We start from the raw sequence: 19,645 nt of genomic DNA, 5'->3' as shown, positions 1-19,645 counted from the left end.
GTTATCATACCCCCGCTTTAAATCATAGATGGACTGGATAGATCATATTTCAGATAGTAAAGATAACGTATCTTTGTCAAAAACAACTTTTATTTTTTGCTTTACCTCTATTTATGATAAGGCTCACCGTGGTTATTTAAGAGGCAAAAAAATGGCATTGGGTTGGATAATTCACCCAATGCTGTTTGTAATATATAACAAGTTAATTAACCGCTGATTAAATAATAAACCTATTTTTTCTTTTTTATCAATAATTTATTGTTCTCATCTAGAGATCTACCCTTCCGGAATCCAGAGAATTCCTCCGGGTATTTATTTATACCGGTTGTTAAAATTATTTGGTATTTACTCCTATTTTTTAGATCCTTCCCAGTCAATAATTTTGATATTGACTTTTCTAGATTACTTTTATCAATTCCTAAATTTTCTGGAGTATCAATTAATAAAAACCTCGGAAATGGAATGTCCTCATCTTTTAAAGACAATTTAAGTAATGTCAAAAAGTACATTAACCTTATTGGGACACCCACACTTGCCTCTTTATACTCCCCATCATTGATTATTGGCATATAATTTTCTTCGTCTATTCTTGCATCATTAATATCAGCCTTAATATCTGTTAATAAGTCCTTATATATTTTATTAAACTCAACAATTTGTAGTTTTATTTGTTTATTCGCTAATTCTTCTTTTGTTCTAAGGCTCGCTCTTTTACCTTTTATTGAATTCTCTAGAGACCTTAACTTTTTTTCAATTTTATCAAAGTTATTTTTTACTTTATATTTTTGCTCTAAAGAATTAATTTGTTCTTTTAAAGAATACTTCTTTTGTTGAAGTTCTTTAATTTCAGCAACATTGGTATTTCGGACAATATCATCTTTACCATTACTAAGTAACTGTTGCATTCTTATCTTATTTTCCTCTAGTTTCTTCAATTCTCCTTCATGTTTTGCCAATTCTTCATTACATGATTGAATTGCCAAATCTAATGTCTCTATAGACTTTTGCTTAGATTTCAATATAGTTAGGTACTCATCAGTTGAATAAAAGAACTTTTCATATTCATCCTCTTCAACTTCCCGACCACACATGCAATGGCCTTCTTTTCTTTCAACTTTATTTAAACAGTAAGGGCAGCTGTCAGGAGTGAACAGGTTTAATTCCTCGTGAGTGAGAATAATCTTTTTTATTTGGGTTACTTCTAAAATAGTATTTTCCCTAATTGTTTTAATACTATGAATCTCTCTATAAATCCTATTAATTTTATTGTATATATCATCAATTTCAAGTTCTAAGTCAACTAAATTCTTTTTATATTGTCTAACCTTATTTATGTTTTGTGGAGAATCCACCTTTTTGGAAACTAATTGTTCTTCATATTTATCTAATCTTTCTAACTGTAATTCACATACTTTAATTTCCTTTTGAATTTCATTTATACTTACGTCCTTTAAATCTTTAAATCCAAACTCTTGGGCAATTTCTAAGAATCCGTCTTCTTTATTTTGATAAGAATTTTTTGCTTTAGTTAATTTGTTTATTTCCCCAATTAGCATATAATATTCTGAAAACTGATGTCCCATTAGCATCTGAAAAATAACTTTCCTCATGAATTCTGAGTCTGAAATAAAGTTTCTATCGCTTCTAGAGTCTTTATAAATTTTTTCAGGAGTTGTCGTTTGATCATAATATATTAGTCTAAATAAATCCCCAAAATTAAGTTTAGACCTCGCTGTTCCTTGGAAAAATTCTACAATTGGTATTCCTAATTTATTTAGCAACCAATCCGAAAAGATTTCAACATCACTATGGGGTCTGTATATTAAATAATCATGGATTTCTCCATTTTCTTCAACAAAGACTCTATTATCATTAAAAAACCTTTTTAATTTATAAATTTCTTTATCTATACATATTAAAACCATGACGTAGTTATTTGTATCGTTCACTATTTCCTTATGAACCTTTTTTTCTCTAGAATCAAATTCCTTTACATAATTCCCCAAAGAAAAGTTTAATAGATTTGAAAATGTACTTTTACCTGTTCCGTTTTCTCCCTCTATAATATTTATTCCGTCGTCAAAATCAGGAGATTCGTAATAATAATTATCTCCTTCATAGATCAATTTAATTATTTTTAAACGTCCCATATAATTACCCCTTTTTCTTTAAAAAGCTTTTCAATTAAAGTTTCTAGATTAATAAAACTTAATCTTTGATAGCTTTTTTTAAATTGAGTAATATTTTCAAACTCCGTTTTAAATAAATCAGAATTCAAAAAACCCTTTGGTAATGTCTCAGGTAATAGTCTTACATCTATACAATTACGGGACTTATTTTTTTCTAGAATTAAATAACCTTTCCTTTCAAGAGTAAACAAAATTGATTTAAGAATAGGCTCTCTTAGTTTTGACTTAATATATATATCCTCTAGTAATTTAAGATCTTCTTGGCTTGTACTTGAATTGCCAATAGATCTCACCAATATACTTTCGCTCGATATAAAAGGCAGGATGTAAATTAACTTTCTATAGTCATAGAAATTCACTTTACCTTCATAACAATTAAGGCTATCAAGTATTAAAATAGAATTATACGCAATAAAGTAATAATCACTATCTTTATTAAACATTATTCTTTTCTTAATATTTTTATTATCAAATATCTGCATCATAGAAACCCTTCTCATCAAAAGATATAAAACAACTGTCAATTAACTCTAAAATAGCACCTTTTATAGCATCGTCACTTTTTATTGCATATGTATAGTCCTTAGATTTATCTTCAATATGTTGTTTCGTCCAAATAAATAATTCATTTAACCAATCATCAATATTAACTTTTTCCTCGTTTTCTAATAACGATACTAGTTTTTGCTGACATGCTTCAAAAACTCTGTATCTATAAGATCCCTTTTCTTGATCAGTCAATTGTTCATACTCTTCTTTAATTACTGCAACTTGTCTAGCTTTAATTCCTATTTTATACTTTTTATAACTTGGGTTAACATCTGTAATTTTCTGTTTAAGTCCTCTATTATCCGTTGGAGGTTCTAATGAATTCCAAATATCATAAACCGGGTCTTCTCTCTTTACAATATCCCTTGCCAATTTTAATAATAGGTTTTCAAAATGAATAGCGCTTACATTATTAGCGATTGGATCTGAAAATTCCTCATGTGCTTCAAACCTTGCCTGTAATAAATCAATTAATAAATCCTCTTTACCTGATATATCTATATTTGTGTAAAAGTTTCTGTTTTTAATTTTATTTATAAGATATTTTTCAAGTTCTTTATCATCATATTGGCCAAACTTCCAACTTATTCTCGATAAAAAGTTTAGCCAATTATCATTATTAAAACTCTCTATAACTTTAAGATAACCATTACCTTTTTTATTTTTATATTGTTGCTTATACTCGTAGATTAATCTTTTCTTGATACAATCAATAACCTGATCATCTAATTGATTTTTTGTTAAATAATCTAATATAGGTAATTTGGGAAGCGTAATCTTTAATTCTTTTATAAGTTCAGTATTCTTTTCATAAGTATAATTAACATTGGTATAAAAACAATAGTAAAGATTCTCACTCAAGTCACAATTTAGCCAATTGTCTAGAAAGATGATTAAACTATTTGTTACTTCTTTCGACATGAATGAAAATTTTTTTGACTCATCATAATTTTTATCACCCTCGGTATACGTATCACTTCCTTCAGGAGTTACTGTTTTTATATAAACATCATCTAAGTATTCCGTTGATGCAAAAACTGCAGCCTTCCTATCAGTTTCCTCTATCTTATCAATAAGTAATTCAATTGCCCTAAGCCTCTGAAGCCTAAAACCCTTCGATTTATCTCCAGCATCCCTATTTATTGTTTCAACAACCATAGCTATACTCCTCATTTGAACTATATAAATTATAAGATTGGTACTATGCTTAAATTAATAGATTAATAGAATTGATAAGTACTGCAAAGAAAGAGTAATACGAGTCCAATTTATCATTTAATAGATTTTTAGCCTTAATATCCACACTAATCCCATTATACTATATATTTCAACGTATTTTAATAAATCAGTGAATTAACACTCTAAACAGCCTTAGAATACATTTGTTTTTAAATTCCTTAATCCGAATTCCAAATACTTAAAGGAACTTTAACTTTGGCTATGGAAAATAAAGCCAACATCTTTAATGCTGGCTTTATCACACGTTGCTTTATGGTTCGCAAACTTAGCGGGAACCAAGAAATTACAAAACAAAGGATTTATTTTTATTTTCTCTTATACATTGATGTTGGATTAATTAAACAAAACATTAAAGTCATGGAACCTATAATCTTCTAATTTTGAGTTTCCTGTATAGCCTTCATTATAAAATAATAATTCAACATTAACATTCTGTTCTTCATCAATAAAACCTTCTTTGAATATCTCTTCAAATCCATATATTTTATCAAGAGCATTACTAGGGTTAACTATGAGACCTTTAGGATCAACAAACTTTATGAAATACTTATCGTCAACTTTCATCCAGAAAATAAAATCAGGGTAAAATTCACGATAAACCTGTTTTACCGAGTCATAGTAAGGAATACTTATTTTGTCAGTCCCTTCCTCTAATTTTGAGAAATACCACCATTCATAACCATCCAGCAGATTGCTACCTGATTGTATATACTCTTCTAGCCGATTTATAAAGTTAATCTCACTTTCAACCGAGATCGTATGTTTAAATTTGTTACTATTGGATAGTATGAGCGGTCTATAATAATGTTGTTCAATTTTCTTTAACTGTACCTCAAATAAATCCTGAGCTTCGTTCTCATTTACCCTTTGATATAAATTATCTATATCGATTCCACTTGATTCTGCAATTTTAAGTATAGTATTACTTGGTTTTTGACCATTCTTGTACATATATAATAGATCATTAACTAATTCTTTTTGTTCTTCGTTGTACTGAATTCTATACTTTTCCTTAGAATTATTAATAAGAGTGTTCTTTATTAAATTCTCTAACTTAATTAGTTCCTCTCCAGAATGAGATGTCTGAATTTGTTTGTAGTGTCTTATATCAATATGCTTCGCTTCTTCTCTAAAGCCAATCAATACCTTACTTTTCATATTTAAATGAGACTCAAAGTCACGAAGCAATTCAATAGCCCTTTTACTTGTAGGCTTTTCATCCTTAATTATTAATCTTTCTTTTCTCTTAAAGGAATTTATTGTTTGAATACTTATTCCATCACGAACAACTAATAATTTATCCACGTTATTATTAACAAACTCTTCAACAACCTCATAATCCTTTTTGCTAATACGGAAATCTTTAGAATTATAGTTAACAGTTTTATAAACAGGTACCATTAATACCTCTTTAATATTAGTTTTTTGAATACCTGAAAGAAGATTCCACTCAACATCTTCAATATTAATTTCTTGTAAGATGTTAGACACAACTTGTTTATTAGTTGCAAATACAAATAGAGTTTCTAATAGCTCACCGTATTGTTCAATTTGATTGCGGGCATTTTTGTTAAATTGACTTATACTTCTTTCTGTAAATTTAAATCTAGTTCTTACATTTGGAAGCGGCTCTACTCTGACTCCACGTCCAATAGCCTGTAGAATCAACTTAGTATTGTCATCATTTGTTCCCATATTGATGAAATTAATGACATTAGGTCTGTTACTGTCCCAGCCTTCAATAAATTGTCTAGAACCCATCAAAATATTAATTGGACTGTCCCTTTTATGAACCTCTTTAAACCTTGACTCACCAGTAACTATATCATCATTAAAACTATAGTTTTGCAATACATTTTTCTTCCAATTATTAACATTGGATGCTTTTATGATAGCAAATGGTTCAGAACTAGATGTCTTTAAGCGGAAAGATAGCTCATTATTATTTGAGCCAATTTCTAACACTTCAATAGCACCATTTGAATTTGAATTAAAAACATATTTTAAAATATCACTATATGTTACAGATCTAATTATACTGATTAGATTATTATTTAAGTCCGTTTCGCCAAGTGTATATTTCATATTATCAGTTAAATTCTTTGCGATAACATCTTTTACTTCATCTAAATACTCATCGGATATTCGATTAGTAGCAATTTCCCTCATATATTTAAAGAAAAGCTTCATATCTGCATTTTTTGTGTTTATTTCATTCGAGATAGTTAGCATTAACGGATTATGATATAGATCTTTATTAATCCCTTTAAGAACTTCATAATTTTTTTTAATAGCAGTTAATACTATAAAAGATTTCAAGATAATCTCAATCTTAGATGCATCACTTAAATTGTTTTCTTGCTCTTTTTTGTTTTTTGCTCTAAAGTTTTTAAATTCCTCATCAAGAACCTTAATATTCTTACCATAGCCTGCTTTTACGAATTCAGAGAGGTTGAAATTGGCAATTGTGGAAACTATATCTACGTTGTCTGTAAATGTTGCTGAAAAGTTAAATAAGAATCCATTCTTAGCAAGAATATTTATATATTGCTTTCTTATACTTTCTTCAGCCTCCCCCTTGTGGGCCTCATCTAAAATAATGTACCATCCTTCATTTTCGATATATGATTTATAGTCAATCATATTTTCTTTGTTCTCTTCAGACAACACTGTTGTTTTTGTATGATATACAGTTAATGAATCTGGTTGGAGAGGATTAATTCCTGCAAATTCTCTTCTCTCATATTCCCTTATGTTCCTTAATAATATCTTTTTATATCTAAAGTTCGCGTCATTAAAGGCACTAACATGATTCTGAATTTGACCTAATATATTATCATTTGGAGTAATAATAAGTACTTTCTTTATCGGTATTATTCCCTTTTCCATTAGTTCATATAGAAGCTCCATTAACTTAACAATAATTAGAGTTTTACCCGATCCCGTAGCCATCCAGAATGAAGCCCTATTAAGAAAGTTGTGATATGATATTAACTCCCCATTCTCATCCTGTTCATTATTTATTGTTCCAAACACATGCTTTAATAATTGATAATGCTTGCTTGTTGGAAATACTGATAATGCCTCTTTAAGCTCTTGATCTAACTCATTATCATAAAACTCTAATAAATTCCTTTTGCCATGTTCAACACTAAAGTAATATATTAACAACTTCGCTATACTCCCTAGTGATGCTTCCTGATAATCAAATAACACTTTGTTATTATCGAACTTTTTTAAATCCAAATGAAAATCATTAATATCTATTTCCCTATCTACATAACCTTTTATGAACTTTTCGAGAACAATTTGCTTCTTATTAACCATTTTCTTTTCCCCACCAAATTAAAGCTCTTAAATACATATGATCTTCCCAAGACATATTATTAAATTCTATTTGACTACCATCAGCAAAAGTCACCTGTTTCCCATTTAAATTACGTATTTTTTTCCCAGTTAAATTTGAAACTGTTTCAGCAATATCTATATTTGGGTACAATTGCTCTAATTCAACCATAACCCTATCTTGCTCAACCTTAATTGCATCAAGTAATTTCTCACTATTATATAAGATGTTTGCATTATTAGTATCTACAGGTTGATACTTTGCCTTTCTTAAAACATCTTCATACTGTTCTAATTCGTAGTATTTAAAAAATCCGCCACCTTTATATTTGGCTTTCTCAGTTATTTTAGTCCTTTCGTCACCAATTAACACTTTCTTGAGGCGAGGTAAAACTACGCGATAAAAATGTTCTCCCATTTCAACCCCAATCCACTTACGCCCTAACTTATGAGCTACACTTACCGTGGTACCACTTCCGGTAAAGAAGTCCATAACATAACCCTTATTGGATGCACCAGCAATCATACGATATAACAGTTCTTCTGGTTTCTGAGTACCGAATCCCATGCTTTCAGTTTGTGGAGGCATATATGGAATATCAGTCCAAACATCAGAGGGTGCTTTTCCGAGCGGATGTATTTTACTTTCTTTTTTCCTATTAAGACGTTCACCATCTCGTCCAGCACCCCTACTATATACTAATTCACCATCTTCATTTTTTCTTAACGATGCTAAGAATTTTTCACTATAAGGCTGTCTAACTAGGTCTTTATTAAAAATGTAATTTTGAGGGTCTTTCGCAAACCATGTAATATACTCGTGATTCCTTTCCCATTTTTTGGCATTTCCGCCAATCAAAGTATATGACCAAATGATATTATTTAGATAGGAATCTTTACCAAAAATCTTATTTAACAACACCCTCCCATAATAGGATGCATCTTCACCGAGATGAAGAAATAGACTTCCATTTTCAGCAAGTAACTCATGACTTAATTCTAACCTTTCATTCATTATAGTTAACCATGTACTATCTTGATAATTATCCTTATAATCAAAGTCTTCTCCAGTATTAAACGGGGGATCAATATAAATTAACTCGATTTCGCCACCATATTTTCTAAGAATAGAGTTTAGTGCCTGATAATTCTCACTCTTGATAAGTACACCATCAAGTTGACTGTCAATATTATCAAAGTTACTTATGATTTCATACTTCAACTCTTTAAAATATCTTGTATCTATGGGTAAATTCTTAAAGTTTTCATTTAAGGATTTCGTTCCATTTTCATCAATAAATATTATCTCTTTTTTATCAAAGGAAAGTGCAAATTCAAATTCCTTCCACTCCCTCTTAATTGTTCTATTACTGTCAACATCAACTATTGGAGCATGTAATTCCTTCCATTCATTTATCTGTTTATCAAAGCCTGCGGAATTTACTATTTTTTCGATTAACTCGATGTTATTTAATTTTCCGAGTGTCAATACATAATCAGAATTCAGTACAAACTTAGGCTTTAACCAAATTTCCCTCAATTCATCCTCAAACATTGCAACATAATCAATAATTTCGTTAGCCACTTTCTTTAACTTTTGTATATCAGATATTCTATCTTGATCCCATAATGTATTTAATTCTCGGTCATTAAAAAGGTAATCATAGATGTACTGATTGAACTGTTCCTTTAAAAATGATGATGCATCCTTGTGAATAAAGTAATCGACTTCTTTTTGCTTTTTATATATTCTAAAAGCCTCTTTAAGTAATTCCTCCTCTACTTCCAGAGACTCTTTTCTTAGGTAATCCAAGATATCCTCTATGCCAGACACCGTGAGACTTATAATTACTGTTTCCAAAAAGTCATCGATATTTTTTACATTAATAATTTTTCTAAACGCAGTTTTTGAAGAGAAATGCTTTAAGTTGATACTATTCTTTTCTATCTTGATATTCGGGTGTTCAAAATTCTCGATATTATTAAAAATATAATCCTTAATATCATCTGGCTTATTGAGGACCAAATACCTTTTTAATCTTTCATATTTTTTAGCAGACCCGTCTTTATAAATCACCTTAAATTTAAGTATATTACCTTCTACTTCATAGAGGTGGAATTCTATTTCCTTCTTTTCATTATTCTTTTGGTGATCCAACTCACTTGCATCAAACTCAAATTTGTAATTATTAATATCAAATTTTAAAGAGGTATACGTTGCTTCGGTTTTCACATAATGTAATCTCTGTGTTTTCCAAAATAAGGCTAGATCTTCTCTATCACTATATACTTTTTCATATAAATTCTTATGTAACTGTGTTTTATTGTAGAATGGAGTTCCTGTCTCATTCAGATAACTATCAAAAAAGGTATAAAGCTTATTATATAAGTCACTTGTACTTTGCTCTCTACCTTCAAACTCATTATCTATAGTTTCTTCTATTAACGGCTTTATTTTCTTAAAATATTCATTCCTAATGCTCATAAGATTCGTGTAACCTGAACTACCTTCTATTGCGGTTCCCACTTCACCTAGAAATGTGTTCGATAATGCACTAAAAAATCTCTGCTTTGCTACATAAACAGTTGATTCCATTTGATATATTCCAACTCCTTTGGGTAATTATCAATATCAAGTTGATATTTCATCTTATTACGTCCCAATCTTTGCTCTTCCCATTTTTCAAACTTCTTTTATTTGTTATTGTCATCTAGTACTCCAAATAACCCTCTTTCAAATCCATTCTGTTCACGACCTGTAGACACCCAATCCGGTAATAACTCTAGATAATGGGCCAGCCCTTCAATAGTTTTATGAAAGGTTGGTTCATGTTGTGCTTTATCTAAAAGTTCCAAAACTAGCTTAAATGTGTCTAAATAAGGGAGATATTCTGTACGATTAACAATATCTCGAAACTTAGCAATTAGCTTAGCCTTTTCAATATCATGCTCAATTCGATTTATTTCATCTTTATCGTAAACAGGAACTTCAACGAGATCGTCTCCTTTTCCAATTAGAAATTGCCCCTCATGTTTCATGATAACAGGGTGGAGATCTTGTTTTAATTTTTCCTTTTGAATCTCTAGTTTATCTATATCGGTTAATTCCTTAGAAAAATATTTAGCATCTATACCAAAGATATTCTCCAAAGTCGGTAGATGTTTTTTGGAGATATTCTGCTTTCCCTTAATCCAAAGATTAATATTTTGCTTTTTGATACCAAGCTTTTCAGCCAATTCAATATGCTGCATTCCATATAAATCTAAGATAAATTTTAAACCTATCAATTTATCACCTACACATATATTGTCTTGGTCAATACATTTACATTCTAATAGGAAAGTCGATTGTAGTCAATTAGTTATATAGGCCGTTAGTATCTAAATAAGGGAAAATTTCAATATAACTGGAGGGGGATATATTATTATCCGTAGCGATTATCTAGCTTTTACTAAATAATTACTACGGATTTTTTATCTTTAGTTGTTTAAAGGATTATTTTATTATGACACTCTTACTCAGTACTTTACAATTTAATATTCATTTCTTATCGTATAGGAATCCAATGGAATTAATCGAGGATAGAGGACTATGAATTAACCCGTATTTCCCTTCAAAAGTATTAATACAATTATCTAATGTTATAATATCAACTTTTTGTTGTTCGCAAAGTCCTTGCAAGTGAGTTGCTTGTTTATAGTATCTAAATAAACGAGAAGCTGTCACGGAAATTATTACATCAACTTTTTCTTCTTTAGCATCATTTATCGCTCTCTGAAGTCCTACATTTAATTCAGGCCCCAAACTATTTTCCTCTTTATAAATCTTACACAACTGCCAATTTTTATTTTTGATATATTCCTCTATCGCTTTCACCTGCATCGATAAACTAGACTCACTATGTTCACTACTTGCTGTTCTTACATATGCTGCACATTTCATAATATAAATCTCTCCCTTTAATTAATTTTAGAACAGTTACTTTTATCTTGTGTATCTATAGATGCACTCTATAAGATTGAACTTACAATCTCTTCTCGCTCTGTCTATTTTTTAATTTGAAAAACATCATGAAATTCTAAACCTAATTGATTTGATATTTTCTTTGCAACCGCTGGGCTGGGGTTTTTCTTATGATTAATAATTTGGTTAAAGTAATTCTCACTTAATCCGGTATGTCTCGAAAACTCTCGTTGCGAAAATCCCTTTTCAATCAACATTGCTCGTAGTTTATCGGAATCTTTAACAATAATTTTCATGTTTTAATTTTTCCCTCCTTTTGTAAAATGTGTGTGTTTCAAGATAAATAAAAAGAGAAAACCACCTTTAAAAGACTGCAGCATACACACATCGCTGTCACTCTATAAAAATGGGGTTTTCCCCTTTTTTGTTCATATTCGATTTTAGTTTTTGACTGTTATAATCATATTCTAACAATCTTTTTCTATATTTTAAGAGATCAACCACATTAATCCACTTCATTTAAAAAACATCTTTGCTATTTCATCATTTTCCTGTTTAGATATTATTTCTCTAACACTTTCTTCAGGCATAACAACTGGGAATGTCATTTTTTCAATGCGACTTTTTATCCTCCCAGCAGGATACTTATTTTGGAGTGACTGTATTGGCATATTAGATGTGATAATAGTTGGGCATTTGTAACTCATTCTCTCATCTAAGATTTGCGTCAAAACTTCTTCCGACCAATCCGTTGTTTTCTCTACACCCAAGTCATCCATTACCAGTAATGGAGCATGCTTAAACGATTCCATTAGACTATAAAAGTTTCTATTAGATTCTTTACTAGAAAATGAATGCTTCATCTCATTTAGCATATTTACTACCGAAATATACAGTGGCTTGATCTTATACTTGATGATAAGTTCATTTATAATGGCAATTGATAGAAGCGTTTTTCCAGATCCTTTTGTATTACTGTAAAAGTATAATCCTTTCCCCATATCCTCCATCTCTAGATATTGTTCAACATAGCGTGTTGCAATTTTCCTAGCATATTGCGCTACTTCCACACTTTCCTTTACCTGATAGATTTTCGTATAAAAATCATGAATTCTTTTACTTAAATAGTCATCTGGAATTCTAGCAGTCTTAATTTTTCGCAACAGTTCTTTATGTTCTCTGCATTTACATATCACCATGACCTCAGAACCGTCTTCTCTGATTACATGAATCAGTCCAGACCCGTCACATTCTCTGTACATACAACCATCTGTTGCCTTTGTTAATCTCCCCGGCATCTTGTATAATGGCTCAACCGTATCGTTGGAAGTATTCGTCTTGGGCAATATATCCTGTAGCTTGTTCATCCTCTAGTACCTCCTGTTCAAATTTATAAGCTTGATCAAATATATAATTAGCAACATACCGAAAGGACCGGATATTATCTAATTTGTGTTTTGGTTTAAAGTTATTGAAACACTCCTTTATCCAACCAATAACTCGATGAGTCTCCCAATTCTCTCCAACAACATCCTTAATCGCCTTTTCGTCATTAGACGATAACTGCTTGTTTTTGCTAAGGCTCAAGTAGGTTTTACTAATTAATTCAAATTGATTTGAATCATAAATGTCAATTTCATCTTCATTTGACGAAGATGTCTCTGAATTAATTTTTGGAGTAATCTCTGTAGTAATCTCTGGTATTGCAGCGCAACCATTGAGCTTCGAATTAACTTTTTCTACATTCGGTAAAACAATTTGTTTACTCGAAGCATCGTTTTTTTCACTTCGTAAAAACTGCTTGTATTCATCTATCGGATATCCCAAACTGCTTAAATCTAACATGATTTTCACTAAGTTAACACGATATTGTAAAGTCTTATCCCACTTATATCGAGGGTTATTTCGTCTTTTAACATAATCTTTTTCTACTATCATACCTAGATACTTTCTAATCGTATTAGCTGATACGCCAAGCATCACTTCATCAGCTAACTCCTCAGCTTTTTTATAAATCCAACCGTGTTTAAAAGAATCTGCTAAATCATTGTCTAAGCGTCCTCTTTCCTCAACTTTGTATTTCCCAGCATCTTTCATACGATCTATCCAGTAAATTAATTGGCCTAATATTATGGCTTCTTCCATGCTGCCCGTTAGTACGAACAAATCCTCTCTGATGACAGCTTTTTTTATTTTTTGCAATTGAATCTCTCCTTTTACTTAATATATTTTCTATCTCAATTTGAACTTTTTTCCTGATTATCATCTCCTCGTCTCCGTCTGCCATTAGGTTTTTTCAAATAAAAAAAGAGAAAAAGAGAAAAACCCAAGACAGACGTAGCAAAATATATACACGTAAGTATGTGTATATTTCACTACTTCCTCTTGGGTTTTTCCCTTTTTGTTGAGAAAGTCGATCAATTTATTTATTTGACTATCATTATACAACGATGATTTTTTATTGCAAGTCTTTTTACTTTTATTTTATAAACACCCACTCACTATTGAATTTATTTCTTTTATTTTATAGGACTAGGAATATCAAAATTTGACAGTACACTATTTAAAGAACACTTTCCATTAAACAGTAACCACCCAAATAATAAGGTTACTGATAAAAATTAGCAGCATTTAAGTTAATTATTCAGGAGAAGTATATTACTTACTGAAATAGCCTGCATGTAATCAACCTTTTATATAGCTGACAATAATAGTGAAAATTGAAATTCTAAAAGTGTTCTGGCTAGCAAATGTCATTCACCCAAAGGGAAAGGAGAAAAAAACAAATGCAAGATAAAATCATCTTAAAGAAAAATGCGAGACAACGATTAGAACTTACTAATACAGATTTAAAGTTATTAGCATTTTTAGAACAACAACGGTTATTAACTTTGCAGCAATTCTATCAAGCTGCTAAACACTTATTCGAATTGGGGATTAAAGAATATAGTTTTAAAAATCGAATCAGAAAGTTTGAGGACTATCATCTAATTCGTTCAGAACATTATTCTAAGGGTTTTGAAGGGGAACGTTTTAAATTCTTGGCAATCGGAAGTAAGGCTGTTGATGTATTAATAGAAAGTGGACTTCTAGACGAATCATACAACAAACCAAAAATATATAAATTTAATCAAAAGAAAAACTTGTTGCACTTTATTGCAACACAACAAGCAGCACTAAATATATTAACAACCTTTAATAAGAAAGCTATTAAAGATCCAAATACAAATAAAACAAAGTATCCAATCATTTATAATCAAACTTCATTTTCCTATTCACCAGCAATGTATCCATATACCGAATGGGTAAGAAAACATAAAAATCTACATCGACAAAATAACGGAGCATTTCATGCGGAAATAGCAAAATATATGACTACAGGAAGTAAAGCTGGTAATAAATTAAATGGAGCTACGATGACAATAGTAAAACCAGACTGGATTATTAAACTAAAAGGAACACCAGAAGTAAGGGACGCTATAATAAATATTGAGATGGATATGGGAACGGAGCCTATCGAAACCCTAGCTCAAAAGTTATTTAAATACGCAATCCTTGCCGAAAAGAATCCAGAAGTTCTTCATATCATGGATATTGTTATTGTCGATAACAGCTTATCAAATCGTTCTAGTTTTAGTGATGGAATTGGCAGAACGAAAAATATACTACAACGATTTAAGTCAGACTCAGCAGTTATAAAGAGATTAAAAGAATCTGGATTAAAACTTATCGTTCACCCTTTAGGACTAAATGTAAATCAATTATATAAAACACTACGTAAATACTGATTATCACTTTTCACGCACAGTCATTCATTTGGAATGACTGATACATAAAACATCATTGGTAACCATTATTGGATACTATAAATAAAGACTATCATATCAACACTTTCCCTTCAGTTACATCTCTCACCTTGCTATTCACTTTTACTATTAGTTACGATTAATAGTAACCATTATCCAGAGTAATACACTCATTTGATAATCGTTAACATCAAAATAGCCATTAACATATGAATGGTAACCATTAATAGAAACCAAATCAAACATTGACTGGCACTGTATTTCACTAATTTTATTGCTCTATTACTCTGCATAGTATCTTTTATTGGTAACTAATAATAGTTACCATATATTATATTATCTTTAATAAACCACTGTATTAAATTCTAATGTTGTACATAAAAGTTACCCATATTAGAAGAATATTAAAGCTAGAATAAAAAAAACAGTAAAGAATGTTTATATCCTTACTGTCTTTACGTATTCGTAGTAGTACGAGATCATTTAATCAATATCTTTAACATTCTCTCCGGATCAAACCCGCTTATCCACTCTCCATTTATATTGGTTTGCGGAACCGTCAATCTTTTCGTTTTTCCTATTACTTTCATCCTTGCTATAGGATTTAAGTCTACAATTACTTCTTTATAAGTGATATCAAAGGAGTCTAGAAAGCTTTTTACCATTCCACAGACAGGGCAGAAGCTTGATGTATATACCGTGACAGTTTGATTCATTTGAACATAACCTCTTTTACTAAATGAAAATCCTGTTGAACTTCACTTGATTACTTACTTTTATCAATACAGGCAATCAGTCTTTCTTCAATGTCGGTTGCAATTTCCTTTAATTCTTCATCTTCTACCATTTGAATTAGAGCAGTTGGTTTTGGTAGCCCTATGTTAGTTTTCCCTTCATTATCCTCGTAAACAACGATTTTACATGGAAGGAAATATCCAATTAGCTGATTCGTTGACAACACACGCTGCGCTTCTATAGGATTACATACTTCTAAAACAGTAAATGGATGGTCTAGTTCATATCCTTTCTTTTGCAATGTTTCCTTAATGTCAAACTGCCACTGAACACCAAACTTTTCTTCCTTTAAATTTACTTCCAATGACTTAATGGCATCTTCTATAGATTTGTGTGTCTCTATTGTGTAATGAAACATCTTTTGATTTCACTCCTATCTACTTAGTTTTTATTCACTGTTTCCATTCCAATTATTCATTCCACCGACCATATCTTCAACTTTGAAACCTAATGCCTCTAGTATTCCACAGGCAGCTTTACTTCGATTACCTGATTGACAAACAACCACATAGCTCTTTTCCTTGTCCAGTTCACCTTTTCGTAATGCAAGCTGACCTAAAGGAATGTTGTTGGCACTTGGGATTTTACCACTAGCTACTTCTCCATTTTCACGAACATCAATTATGAATACTTCTTCACTATTTTGAAGACGTTTAGCTACTTCTTCTGGTGCTATTTGTTTTGCCATCACTTGTCATCCTTTCTAATACCAAGCACTCATTCCACCTTTTACATTGTAAATATTTTCGAATCCTTGTTTTTTCAGGATATTTGCTGCTTTTGCACTTCTCATTCCGCTTTGACATATAACAACAACTTCTTTATGTTTTTCCAATTTGTCTACTTGGCTAGGCAAGTTGGAAAGTGGGATATTTTTAAACGGTTTGCGATGATTTGCTTTATATTCACCCGGTGTACGGACATCTATAAATTGAACACTTTTATCCTTAAATTTATCTTTTGCTTCTTGAACAGTTATATTCGTAATGCCCTTTTTGGGAATAAAACGATTGATCACAAAGAGTGCGATCAAAATAATAAAAATCCATTGTATAATATCCACTCTACCTTCACCTTCTCTTTTCTTAATTTTTATCTGATGTCATTTTACCTTCTGTTCTAATTGTTTCATTCGGTTACTTCCATTAGACTAGACTTAACCATATACCCATCGGGGTATGTTTTATTTAAAAAGAAAAAGGTTGTTAAATTTCCTTTTAGTAAGAAAATTTTTAGAACCCTTATCTACTTTTCACTAATAAATTTACTGCTTCTTTTACAAGTTCTTTCGTATCTTCATCATTTTCAATATTCTCTCGAACACATTGTTCTAAATTCATACTTACAATTAATCCAATTGTACGATCAATACCAGTACGAGATGCTGATAATTGAGTAATTACTTCCCTACAATCTTTATTTTGCTCAATCATATTTAATACGCCTCTAATTTGACCTTCAATACGTTTTAAACGATTTATAACAGATTTATCATACTCCATCTATTATTCCTCCTTTACATGCACAACCTATAATCTCGAAACTACTAACACTATATCCTTTTCTTAATAAAAATCTCACCCCTAGATTAATATCCATTCGATCATTCGCTACAACATGAAGTGACTGATCCGGAATCTCACTGTAGTGTCTTCTCAAATAAGCGTAAGGTATCTGCATTGCCACATTTTTTAAAGTTCCTTTTTCGTTGTAATCTCTTAAATCTAATATAACGATATCCTTTTCGCCAATTCTATTCTTACAAGTTATTCCCATAATTGGGAAATACCTTCTATATAATTCGTAACATAATAAAACAAAAACTACACATAGCAAATATATAATCATAATTGATCACCTTTTAATAAGGAATACATAAATAATAATATACCCCATAAGGTATATTGTCAAGATTTCAATATTATTTTCTATTAGTCGCTTTTGATTTCTTTAACAAAACTTATACACATCTTGAGATTAGAAAATAAATGGAGGATACACCAAATAATGTACCTCCGTTTCATACTGTTAAATAATATTCTTCAGATTTTAAGTCTACTTAAAATTATATTCAGTTACTATTCTTTCTCTACCAGTAACTAAATCATTAAAATATTCATAAAGGTTTACACCCAAATAGGAACCAGAAATGTTGTATACATTCTCATATCCTAAATTTTGTAATGCCATTACCATATTATAACTTCTTTGACCTGAACGACAGTGAATGTATACGGGCTGACCTTTTGGAATTTCATCAAGTCTCTGTCTAAACTCACTTAAAGGAATATTAACTGCGTTTTTAAAATAACCTGCATTATATTCACCTTTTTCTCGTGCATCAATAATAAAAGCATTACTTTCTACTAGTTCTCGAACTTGGGAAACTTTTACTTCTTTGTATCTGCCTTGTAGTAGGTTTAGCCCTACTAAAGCGGCATGATTAACGACATCTTTAGCTGTTCCTAGCATTGGGGAGTAGGTCAATTCTAGGTCTTTCAAATCTTCCAACGTTCCATTCATTGTAATCATGGTTGCAATAATATCAATTCGTTTATCTACATTTCCTTTACCAATTGCCTGCGCACCTAAAATTCGACCTGTTGGATATTCATAAACCAATTTAAAATGCATCGGATTGCTGTCTGGCATGAGTCCCACTTTATCTCCCGGCATTAAGTAAACATAATCGTACATCATTCCTGCTTGCTCAGCTGTTCTTGCATTAAGTCCAGTAGATGCTGCATTTAGATCAAAGAGATGGATGGATGATGATCCTATTACACCGATATTTCTATTTGGAATTCCATACATATGATCTGCAGCCGCTCTGGCTTGTTTTTGGGCTGGCCCAGCTAGTGCTAGTCTTGTTTGTTTTTGTAACAAACGATGATACACTTCAATGGCATCCCCAACTGCATAAATATCTCTATCACTTGTTAAGTAATTGGAGTCGACCTTAATAGCTCCTGTTTCTCCAATCTCAAGACCTGCCTCCTTAGCCAAGTTGGTTTCAGGTCTTACACCAATCGCTAATACCACTGCCTGCGCATCAATTTTCCTACCGGAGTTTGTTGTAATATATCCATCAGAAATTTTAGATAACCCATCATCTAGAATAAGTTCAACTCCGTGATCCACCATTTCTTTATGAAGGATTTGAGCCATATCGTAATCAAATGGTGCCATTACTTGATTTGCAAACTCAACTAATGTTACATTATAGTTCGCAAGTTTAAGATTTTCTGCAACCTCTACTCCAATAAAGCCACCACCGATGACCGCGATATCCTTCATACCTTTTTGCTTGATATATGAATTGATATTCTCAATATCGACTACGTTTCGTACTGTAAAAACATTAGAATTGTCTATGCCTTCTAAATTTGGTCGAATAGGTGAAGCACCGGGAGAAAGCACCAATTTATCATAGCCCTCTTCGTATGTTTTATCTGAGATCAAATCTTTTACAGTGATTGTTTTCTTATCCCGATTAATTTGAATAACTTCCTGTTGTACCCTAGCTTCAATATTGTAGCGACTCTTAAAGATATCGGGAGACATTAAAACAAGCTTTTCGCTATCTTCTACAATACCGCTTAAATGATAAGGTAACGAACAGTTCGAAAAGGATACGTGAGGACCTTTTTCAAACATAATAATCTCTGCACTTTCATCTAATCTTCTGACTCGTGCAGCGACAGAAGCTCCACCAGCAACTCCACCAACAATCAGTACTTTCTTTCCCATATTTAAGC

18 protein-coding genes are annotated in these 19,645 nt (G+C 31.1%); 1 reads left to right on the top strand and 17 read right to left on the bottom strand.

Annotated elements, in window-relative coordinates:
- Window positions 1–230 precede the first annotated feature (230 nt).
- From ACFQ18_RS07420 to ACFQ18_RS07375, 10 genes are all read right to left on the bottom strand, one after another.
- A complete protein-coding gene (locus ACFQ18_RS07420; RefSeq protein ID WP_204798051.1) occupies window positions 231–2,150 on the bottom strand; it encodes a hypothetical protein in 1,920 nt (639 codons plus the stop codon).
- Window positions 2,138–2,674, bottom strand: coding sequence for a hypothetical protein (locus ACFQ18_RS07415; RefSeq protein WP_204798052.1), 537 nt, complete (start codon window positions 2,672–2,674; stop codon window positions 2,138–2,140). Before ACFQ18_RS07415 ends, ACFQ18_RS07420 begins: the two co-directional genes overlap by 13 nt.
- Complete coding sequence (locus ACFQ18_RS07410) at window positions 2,658–3,896, bottom strand: hypothetical protein (RefSeq protein ID WP_204798053.1); 1,239 nt, start codon at window positions 3,894–3,896, stop codon at window positions 2,658–2,660. The genes ACFQ18_RS07415 and ACFQ18_RS07410 overlap by 17 nt, the downstream gene beginning before the upstream one ends.
- A gap of 414 nt (window positions 3,897–4,310) precedes the next feature.
- Window positions 4,311–7,304, bottom strand: coding sequence for a DEAD/DEAH box helicase family protein (locus tag ACFQ18_RS07405; RefSeq protein ID WP_204798054.1), 2,994 nt, complete (start codon window positions 7,302–7,304; stop codon window positions 4,311–4,313).
- The gene (locus ACFQ18_RS07400) at window positions 7,297–9,918 is read right to left on the bottom strand and encodes a DNA methyltransferase (protein WP_204798055.1); all 2,622 of its coding nucleotides are present in this window, start codon (window positions 9,916–9,918) and stop codon (window positions 7,297–7,299) included. The genes ACFQ18_RS07405 and ACFQ18_RS07400 overlap by 8 nt, the downstream gene beginning before the upstream one ends.
- A 98-nt stretch (window positions 9,919–10,016) precedes the next feature.
- Entirely contained in the window at window positions 10,017–10,610 is a 594-nt protein-coding gene (locus tag ACFQ18_RS07395; protein WP_204798056.1) for a helix-turn-helix domain-containing protein, read from the bottom strand.
- A 253-nt stretch (window positions 10,611–10,863) separates the two neighbouring features.
- Entirely contained in the window at window positions 10,864–11,265 is a 402-nt protein-coding gene (locus ACFQ18_RS07390; protein WP_204798057.1) for a recombinase family protein, read from the bottom strand.
- A gap of 104 nt (window positions 11,266–11,369) precedes the next feature.
- Window positions 11,370–11,582, bottom strand: a complete 213-nt coding sequence (locus tag ACFQ18_RS07385) for a helix-turn-helix domain-containing protein (protein WP_204798058.1) — start codon at window positions 11,580–11,582, stop codon at window positions 11,370–11,372.
- A gap of 219 nt (window positions 11,583–11,801) precedes the next feature.
- Complete coding sequence (locus ACFQ18_RS07380) at window positions 11,802–12,653, bottom strand: ATP-binding protein (protein WP_204798059.1); 852 nt, start codon at window positions 12,651–12,653, stop codon at window positions 11,802–11,804.
- Window positions 12,598–13,488, bottom strand: coding sequence for a hypothetical protein (locus ACFQ18_RS07375; protein WP_204798060.1), 891 nt, complete (start codon window positions 13,486–13,488; stop codon window positions 12,598–12,600). The genes ACFQ18_RS07380 and ACFQ18_RS07375 overlap by 56 nt, the downstream gene beginning before the upstream one ends.
- A gap of 584 nt (window positions 13,489–14,072) precedes the next feature.
- Between ACFQ18_RS07375 and ACFQ18_RS07370 the strand changes: the two genes are divergently transcribed.
- Complete coding sequence (locus ACFQ18_RS07370) at window positions 14,073–15,074, top strand: replication-relaxation family protein (RefSeq protein ID WP_204798061.1); 1,002 nt, start codon at window positions 14,073–14,075, stop codon at window positions 15,072–15,074.
- 497 nt (window positions 15,075–15,571) lie between these two features.
- Here ACFQ18_RS07370 and ACFQ18_RS07365 read toward each other — a convergent pair whose 3' ends face one another.
- The 7 genes from ACFQ18_RS07365 to ACFQ18_RS07335 form a co-directional block, all read right to left on the bottom strand.
- On the bottom strand, window positions 15,572–15,808 hold the full coding sequence (locus ACFQ18_RS07365; RefSeq protein WP_010648781.1) for a glutaredoxin family protein: 237 nt from the start codon (window positions 15,806–15,808) through the stop codon (window positions 15,572–15,574).
- 50 nt (window positions 15,809–15,858) lie between these two features.
- Window positions 15,859–16,245, bottom strand: a complete 387-nt coding sequence (locus tag ACFQ18_RS07360) for a DUF302 domain-containing protein (protein ID WP_060669097.1) — start codon at window positions 16,243–16,245, stop codon at window positions 15,859–15,861.
- A gap of 30 nt (window positions 16,246–16,275) precedes the next feature.
- Window positions 16,276–16,575 (bottom strand): rhodanese-like domain-containing protein, encoded by a 300-nt coding sequence (locus ACFQ18_RS07355; RefSeq protein ID WP_010648785.1) that lies wholly within the window; start codon window positions 16,573–16,575, stop codon window positions 16,276–16,278.
- A gap of 15 nt (window positions 16,576–16,590) precedes the next feature.
- The gene (locus ACFQ18_RS07350) at window positions 16,591–16,950 is read right to left on the bottom strand and encodes a rhodanese-like domain-containing protein (protein WP_010648787.1); all 360 of its coding nucleotides are present in this window, start codon (window positions 16,948–16,950) and stop codon (window positions 16,591–16,593) included.
- 178 nt (window positions 16,951–17,128) lie between these two features.
- Window positions 17,129–17,389, bottom strand: coding sequence for a metal-sensitive transcriptional regulator (locus ACFQ18_RS07345; protein WP_010648789.1), 261 nt, complete (start codon window positions 17,387–17,389; stop codon window positions 17,129–17,131).
- Entirely contained in the window at window positions 17,379–17,663 is a 285-nt protein-coding gene (locus ACFQ18_RS07340; protein ID WP_225344181.1) for a sulfurtransferase, read from the bottom strand. The genes ACFQ18_RS07345 and ACFQ18_RS07340 overlap by 11 nt, the downstream gene beginning before the upstream one ends.
- A gap of 279 nt (window positions 17,664–17,942) precedes the next feature.
- On the bottom strand, window positions 17,943–19,637 hold the full coding sequence (locus ACFQ18_RS07335) for an FAD-dependent oxidoreductase (protein ID WP_204798062.1): 1,695 nt from the start codon (window positions 19,635–19,637) through the stop codon (window positions 17,943–17,945).
- Between the last annotated feature and the right edge of the window lie 8 nt (window positions 19,638–19,645).

This window comes from Oceanobacillus caeni, from assembly GCF_042678465.1.
GTDB lineage: Bacteria > Bacillota > Bacilli > Bacillales > Amphibacillaceae > Oceanobacillus > Oceanobacillus caeni.
Note: the sequence above shows the minus strand (reverse complement) of the source record. Positions and strands in the feature narration are given on the sequence as shown.

What these genes read in the sequence shown, in the direction of transcription:
- ACFQ18_RS07420 (WP_204798051.1), bottom strand. Translation starts at nt 2,150, where the DNA reads ATGGGACGTTTAAAAATAATTAAATTGATCTATGAAGGAGATAATTAT.
- ACFQ18_RS07415 (WP_204798052.1), bottom strand. Translation starts at nt 2,674, where the DNA reads ATGATGCAGATATTTGATAATAAAAATATTAAGAAAAGAATAATGTTT.
- ACFQ18_RS07410 (WP_204798053.1), bottom strand. Translation starts at nt 3,896, where the DNA reads ATGGTTGTTGAAACAATAAATAGGGATGCTGGAGATAAATCGAAGGGT.
- ACFQ18_RS07405 (WP_204798054.1), bottom strand. Translation starts at nt 7,304, where the DNA reads ATGGTTAATAAGAAGCAAATTGTTCTCGAAAAGTTCATAAAAGGTTAT.
- ACFQ18_RS07400 (WP_204798055.1), bottom strand. Translation starts at nt 9,918, where the DNA reads ATGGAATCAACTGTTTATGTAGCAAAGCAGAGATTTTTTAGTGCATTA.
- ACFQ18_RS07390 (WP_204798057.1), bottom strand. Translation starts at nt 11,265, where the DNA reads ATGAAATGTGCAGCATATGTAAGAACAGCAAGTAGTGAACATAGTGAG.
- ACFQ18_RS07385 (WP_204798058.1), bottom strand. Translation starts at nt 11,582, where the DNA reads ATGAAAATTATTGTTAAAGATTCCGATAAACTACGAGCAATGTTGATT.
- ACFQ18_RS07380 (WP_204798059.1), bottom strand. Translation starts at nt 12,653, where the DNA reads ATGAACAAGCTACAGGATATATTGCCCAAGACGAATACTTCCAACGAT.
- ACFQ18_RS07370 (WP_204798061.1), top strand. Translation starts at nt 14,073, where the DNA reads ATGCAAGATAAAATCATCTTAAAGAAAAATGCGAGACAACGATTAGAA.
- ACFQ18_RS07365 (WP_010648781.1), bottom strand. Translation starts at nt 15,808, where the DNA reads ATGAATCAAACTGTCACGGTATATACATCAAGCTTCTGCCCTGTCTGT.
- ACFQ18_RS07360 (WP_060669097.1), bottom strand. Translation starts at nt 16,245, where the DNA reads ATGTTTCATTACACAATAGAGACACACAAATCTATAGAAGATGCCATT.
- ACFQ18_RS07355 (WP_010648785.1), bottom strand. Translation starts at nt 16,575, where the DNA reads ATGGCAAAACAAATAGCACCAGAAGAAGTAGCTAAACGTCTTCAAAAT.
- ACFQ18_RS07345 (WP_010648789.1), bottom strand. Translation starts at nt 17,389, where the DNA reads ATGGAGTATGATAAATCTGTTATAAATCGTTTAAAACGTATTGAAGGT.
- ACFQ18_RS07340 (WP_225344181.1), bottom strand. Translation starts at nt 17,663, where the DNA reads ATGGGAATAACTTGTAAGAATAGAATTGGCGAAAAGGATATCGTTATA.
- ACFQ18_RS07335 (WP_204798062.1), bottom strand. Translation starts at nt 19,637, where the DNA reads ATGGGAAAGAAAGTACTGATTGTTGGTGGAGTTGCTGGTGGAGCTTCT.